Annotated in this window: 6 protein-coding genes; all 6 read left to right on the top strand. The window is 35.0% G+C overall.

The window, feature by feature from the left end; all coding sequences use genetic code 11:
• Positions 1–217, top strand: a 217-nt coding sequence (locus tag ABIL39_12100; protein MEO0166868.1) for a DUF2283 domain-containing protein, incomplete at its 5' end; no start/stop codon positions are given.
• A gap of 211 nt (positions 218–428) precedes the next feature.
• Positions 429–2,114 carry an aminotransferase class III-fold pyridoxal phosphate-dependent enzyme gene (locus ABIL39_12095; protein ID MEO0166867.1) on the top strand — a complete coding sequence of 562 codons (1,686 nt, stop codon included), beginning with the start codon at positions 429–431 and terminating at the stop codon, positions 2,112–2,114.
• A 3-nt stretch (positions 2,115–2,117) separates the two neighbouring features.
• A complete protein-coding gene (locus tag ABIL39_12090; GenBank protein ID MEO0166866.1) occupies positions 2,118–3,638 on the top strand; it encodes a glutamate-cysteine ligase family protein in 1,521 nt (506 codons plus the stop codon).
• Between the two features lie 4 nt (positions 3,639–3,642).
• Positions 3,643–4,752, top strand: coding sequence for an o-succinylbenzoate synthase (gene menC / locus ABIL39_12085; GenBank protein MEO0166865.1), 1,110 nt, complete (start codon positions 3,643–3,645; stop codon positions 4,750–4,752).
• 147 nt (positions 4,753–4,899) lie between these two features.
• Positions 4,900–6,063 carry an aminotransferase class I/II-fold pyridoxal phosphate-dependent enzyme gene (locus ABIL39_12080; GenBank protein MEO0166864.1) on the top strand — a complete coding sequence of 388 codons (1,164 nt, stop codon included), beginning with the start codon at positions 4,900–4,902 and terminating at the stop codon, positions 6,061–6,063.
• A gap of 155 nt (positions 6,064–6,218) precedes the next feature.
• Positions 6,219–6,414 (top strand): hypothetical protein (locus tag ABIL39_12075; GenBank protein ID MEO0166863.1); only part of this gene is annotated, 196 nt, incomplete at its 3' end.

Raw genomic sequence — 6,414 nt, 5'->3', positions numbered from 1 at the left:
TGATCCATTAGCTGATGCAATGTATATTTATTTTAATCAAAAACCGGTAAAAGAAACTGTTGCGGTAGATAAAGATCTAATTATTGATTATGGTTCAAACCGAGTTCCAGTAGGAATAGAAATGTTGTCGGTTTCAAAAAAAATGTCAAAAAAGTCTTTGCTTAGTGTTAAAGTTAAACTGTTAACTCACCAACGAAAATTGTTGTTGCAAAAATAAAAAAGTGTAGTATAATTTATTTTCATAAAATATGAAAAACCTGGTTTTATTTTTCATTATCCTCCTTATTTTTGTCCTTGTTTAAGGACGGGAGGATGTATGAATAAATAAAACCGACCAAAATTTAAAAATTCACATCCTCCCGAAAGGGAGGGTTTTTTGTTGTTAGTTTTAGTATTTTGTTTTTTGTGGTAATAATCGGAGATAAAATATGGAAAGAAATTTTTTTATCAAAATTAGAGAAAGAAATTTAAAAAATCCAGAATTGGCTCACCATGTAAGAACTATTCAAGCTGTTGGAAGAGAAACTTTAGATTGGTTTTTTGATTTATTTCCTGATCTGAGGTCGGCAAATCCATTAGATAGAAATCTCTCAGAGGCTCAGCTTGCTTATCTTGAAAGATTATACTTTGGCGCTTTAAGGCTATCGCAAATTTTATCAGAACAAGCAATAAGAGAAGGAAGAATTAATCCAAGAAGGTCGGTGTGGTTTAATCCAGAAATGCAAGCCTTAATAAACCGCGCCAGAGAAGTATTTACTCCCCAAACCTTAGTTTGGCAATTGGATGGAATTGGATTATTGAGACAAAGAGGTGGTCTAAAAGAAGTCTATGCTGCTGGTGGAAAGGGATGGAAAAGCCAATTTGATGGTGTTTTTCATGATGTTTTAGGCTCGGCTACTTCTTTAAACTTAGGGGCAGAATTTCCTTATGCTAGTATTGTGGGAACGATTGCCTCTCAAATGGGAATTGGTGATAATTTTTGTCTTCCTTATCATCCAGGCTTACATCAGATTACTGGCGCTGAGGTTTTATCCTCTTTATATCCTAATCCAACAGAGGTATATATTTTTACTGAAAGCTCGGGAACGGCAGTTAATTCTGCAGCAATTGAGGCAGTCTGCGCCTACGGAGAAAGCGTATTTCCTGGCAAACTGCCAAAAGTTTTACAAATTGATGGGACCTGGTGTGGAGGATTGGGAACAGCAAAAGAAGGAACCGGTTTTGGCGTAGCCAGCCAAGCAGAAAAAAGAGGAACCCGGTGGGTTGATCGGTGTCTGCCTTTACCAACTGCGGAAAATCGAGATTGGTTTCTTAAGATTGTTGAAGAAAAAATAGCAAGGGGAGAAGCAGCGGGTATTTTTTTAGAACCAATTGTGGGTGATGCTGGAATTGTACCAGTAGATCCTCAATTAATAAAAGAACTTATTAAAATATTAAAACAAGGAGCTAATGGACATCCCTTACCAATAATAGTAGATACAGTTCAACAAGGCACAGGCAGAACCGGCAATTTTTGGGGTATAGAACATTTACCAGAACTTCAAAATTATCCCTACTTAGTCTTAACAACTGCTAAATCTTCCTCAAATGGACAACCCTTTGGTTTTATGATTATTCCAAAACAAATTGCTGAAAAGGCTTATCCTCTATCTATGATTACCACAAATTCTGGTAATGGTGGCTTATTAAGAGCAGTTGTTGTAGCAAAATTCGTTACTGACCCAAGAATTCAAGAAATTATTGATAAGAACGCACAGATAATTGATGAGGTGGCTACCCAATATGGATTAAATTTACGTGGGTTAAGAATGAACAGAGGTATCGAAACAGGATCAAGAGAATTAATGGAGTTAATTCAATGGCATCTTTTTATTAAATATGGAATTTTGGTTGGGGCTTTACCAGCCACGGTGCGCTTTCAACCAATGCTTCTTGAATCTCCATCAACAATTAGAAATATTACCGAGGCAGTTTGTAGAGGCATTAGTGAAATTATAAACGGAGTTGTATTAGATGGAAATGGTAATGTGGCTTCTTTCGATGAAAGAACAATTCCTGAAGAAGTTGTTATTAGTTATCAAAATTCAAACAATCCATCGGGATTAAATAGATAAAATATGGAAAAAATAACATATGGAGCTGAAATAGAAAAACCAGTTACAAATTTAACTAATGGTCAGCCACACAGGGTTTCTCAAGATTTCTTTAAAAGACTTTATGAAGAAGGTCAAAAGAGGGACGCTGCTCCTACCTATCATCTAAGTGATATTTCAGGAGAGATAATTGGTGTAAGAACCAATGATTTAGGCGAACAAGGGGTAGATAATGGTTGGAATTTATTGGAAACTTCTCTTCCTTACCAATTATCTTTAGAAGATTTGGAAAGGATAATGAGGTTGGATCTTCAAACTGTTCAACAAGCTCTAGAACAAGAAGGTGCCTCAGTCATTAATTTATCAATTCACCCACGTGGAAGAAGAGATCTAGAAACTTATAGGGCTTTCGTTGCTCCAAAAGGAATTTATCCCTATCTCTGGTACCGAGGCTGGGATCATACGGCGGGAATTGACGCTCGGGCACAGAATAGTCCTACCACAGGAATTGAACCTTACCAAGCAGCCGATGCAGTATCAGTAATTATTGGTGCAGGCGCTGCCTTTATTGGACTTTTTGCTAATAGTCCTTACGAGGAAGGAAAAAGATCTGAATATAAAGAGGCAAGATTAAAAATGTGGGAAAGAATGATGTGGTACGCAAAAGTTCCAGGAGATAGAAGTACTGCTACATTTCCTCCTGAAAGATTTCGAACTTTAGCACAATATTTTAACTGGATGTTTGGAGAGAAAACTAGTATTCATTTTATAATCGCTTCCGGCGAAAAGGGTGATTATAAAGGAATTAGCGATCGAATTATTGTTATACCTCAAAATCCCTCAGTGTTAGATTATTTATCTGCCAATTCTTGGCAGGGTGTACTTTTAAAAGATATATTTAATGGTTTTAACATTAATCCAGTAACTATTATCCCTGATATTTCTCATATGGAAGCAATGCAATTCGCCCAATTTTCTGGCGCCAGAATAAGATATGGATTAAATCATGAAGGCTTTCCTTTACAAGAATTTCTAGAAGCTTGTCGCCACCCAGAAAGAACTGAGGTAGAAAAAATTTTTGAGAGGTGGGCAAAATTTATGTATATTGAAGGTAGAGATCCAGGAGCAAATTTTCCAGATAGACAGTTATGGGACGCTGGAGATGAGATTGCCCAATCGGTTGAAATCGCCCCATCGGCCATCCAAGCAGGATTAATTAGAAATTTACGAGAGGCCACTGCTTTCATTGATCGTTTTAACTGGCAACATTTAAGGGTACTAAGAGAAACTGCTATAAAAGACGGACTACAGGGTGAGGTTGATGGTGTTTCAGTTTATGAGTTTGCTAAAAGAATTTTAGAAATTGCTGGAAAAGGATTAACCGCTGAAGAACAAGAATTTTTAAAATACCCTTTATGGGTCTTGCAAACAGGAGAAAATGGCGCTGATAGAGCAATAAAGTTTGTTGAAGAAACTTGTCATGCCACTTCTCTTTCTGATGCATTAAGACAACTTGTTATTAATCGGCAAGTTATTTTAAAATAAAGTTATGAAAATAAAAAAAATTACTTTATACAAAGTAGCTGTTCCTATGATTACTTCTTTTACTACCAGTTTCGGTACCATCACCAATAAACCTACTGTTATTGTCAAAGCAGAAACTAATGAAGGTCTTATTGGCTATGGAGAGTCAGCAGCCCTACCCTTTCCTTTTTACAAACCAGAAACTACTGATACTTGCATGCTCGTTTTAAAAAATTACATTGCGCCTTTAATCTTAAACAAAGAATTTAAATACATTGAGGATTTAATGAATCTTTTAAAACAAATTAAAAACAACAATTTTGCCAAAACTGGATTGGAAACAGCAGTGTGGATGATAATCTCTTTAAAAGAAAATAAGCCTTTAAAAGAATTACTAGGTGGAAATAAAGATAAAATTGCCGTTGGGGAAAGCATTGGAATAAAAAAGACAATTGAGGAAACTTTGGATGAAGTAGCCTTGAGAAAATTTCAAGGGTTTCAGCGAATAAAAATAAAAATTCAACCAGGATGGGACATTAAAGTAGTTGAGATGATAAGAAAGAAATTTGGCGATATTCCCCTTATGGTTGATGCTAATTCAGCCTATACCCTTGCCGATGTTAAAATTTTTAAACAACTAGATAATTATAATCTTATGATGATCGAACAACCATTAGGAGATGATGATATTGTTGATCACTCCATTCTACAAAAACAAATAAAAACACCTATATGTTTAGATGAAAGTATTTTATCAGTTGAAGACGCCAGAAAAGCAATTTATTTGGGAGCTTGTAAAATAATAAATATTAAGCCCGGCAGAGTTGGTGGTCTTTTGGAAAGTAAAAGAATTCATGATCTTTGTCAAAAAAATAACATAGGTGTTTGGTGTGGAGGGATGCTAGAAACTGGAGTAGGAAGAGCATTTAATATTGCTATTTCTTCACTACCAAACTACATATATCCGGCTGATATGTCTCCAGTTAATTTCTTTTACAAAGATGATTTGGTAAAAGATAGTTTTTATGTAGATAAATCTGGTTATGTTAAAGTTCCTGAAAAACCAGGACTTGGTTTTGAAATCGATGAAAAAAAAATTAAAAAATACACTCTTGAAAAAATTGTTCTTAATTGATAAACTTAATAATTGACTATGAAGATTAATTTACAAAAAAATAAAAGTTTGTTTTTCTTTTTCACCCCACTTTTTCGCGGGGCGATTTTTAGGGTAAATTAAAATTTAAAAATTTTTAGGCCCCGCGAAAGCGGGGTTTTTTAGTTTATGGGGTCAAATATAGAATCAAAAACAGGATATGTTACAACATCTCAAATAAAAGAATATCAAGGTGAATATGGTCCAATAATCGATCTTGGATTAGGAACTAGCCCAATTGGTCCAGCTAAAGAACTTGAAGAACCTTTAAGACAACGTAATCCTTTTTATGAATTAGCAAAATATCCCACCGATCCTCTTCACGTTCATACTCGCGAACTTTTGCTTGCTGGTATTGGTATTGAAGGATTAACTTATGAGTCTGTAATATTTGATGGTAATGGAAGTTATGGGGCAGGCGATGAGGTAGTTAGGTTTTTAGCTAAGAAGGGTTGTCGCCAAATATTAGCTCCGGTCTATTCGTTTCCAAATGTGGCTCAATGGGCACACCGACATTGTGTAGATTATATCCCTATTCATTCTTCTAATAACTTAGATCCTTTATCATCAATTTATCAAATACTAAAATTAGGCAAAGAATTAGAGAATACCATTGTCTATTTAGATTATCCTAATAATCCATTTGGTATTGTTGACCCTGATTTAATGCGAAAGCTTGTTGTCCATGTGGTTCAAAACGGTGGCGTCCCTTTAATTGATTTAGCTTTCGGTGAGGTTTTAGGTGAGGAATTTAAAGAGGCAATTCAATTTGTAGTTAATAATGGTGGAATTGCTTTAGGCTCGTTATCAAAAACCCAAGGATTACCAGGATTAAGAACTGGCTACGCGATTTTATCTAAAAAATTTACCACTGATGGTTATAACGGAGGAGAAAGATTAGTTTTTGGAATAAATGGCGAAGCTGAATTTGTTTATAATCAACTTTTTTTTCCTGACAATCAAGGCAATTGTTTGGCAAAAATCCATGCTCAAAGAGTGGCTAAATATAACCGACAAACAAATTTAATTTTGTATCAAATGTTAAAGAATCTTGGATTGCAGGTATTACCAACAGATCTAAGAACCCAAATTCAAGTAATTCACGCTGAGAATCTACCTGATTTTTATCAAAGACTAAGGCGTGTTGGTATTATCACTGAAAGCTTAGCCGATTACCAAATCACTTTAGGAGGACGAATGGGTTATAAGAATTCAGCAGTAAGAATGCTCACACCAGGAACGGGTCAATTAGATGAGGTAATTAAAAGAATTCAAATAGCGCTAGCTTTATAATTTTTGATATAAGATTGGATTTAGTTTAAATCTCTTTTTGAAAACATTATAAACACTGTATAATAATTTTCATGATAAATAAAATTATTTCATTAACAAAACAGTTCATCTCTCACCCCTCCACCGCCTCTAACCCTCAAGCGCTAAAATCAGTTTTGGAGGAAGCAATTAAACCCTTAAAAGATAATAAAAATTTAACCATTGGACAATTTGAAAGAAATCAAAAACCATCAGTTTTAATCTATAAAGGCAAAAAAAGACCGGAGAGGTTTAAGATCATTTTAAATGCTCATCTGGATGTGGTTGCGGGCAAACCTGAGCAGTTTAAACCGGATGAGAAAGACGGAAAAT

It is taken from the genome of candidate division WOR-3 bacterium (assembly GCA_039802205.1).
Classification (GTDB): Bacteria; Hydrothermota; Tepidihabitantia; order SM23-42; family JAOAFX01; genus JAOAFX01.
Note: the sequence above shows the minus strand (reverse complement) of the source record. Positions and strands in the feature narration are given on the sequence as shown.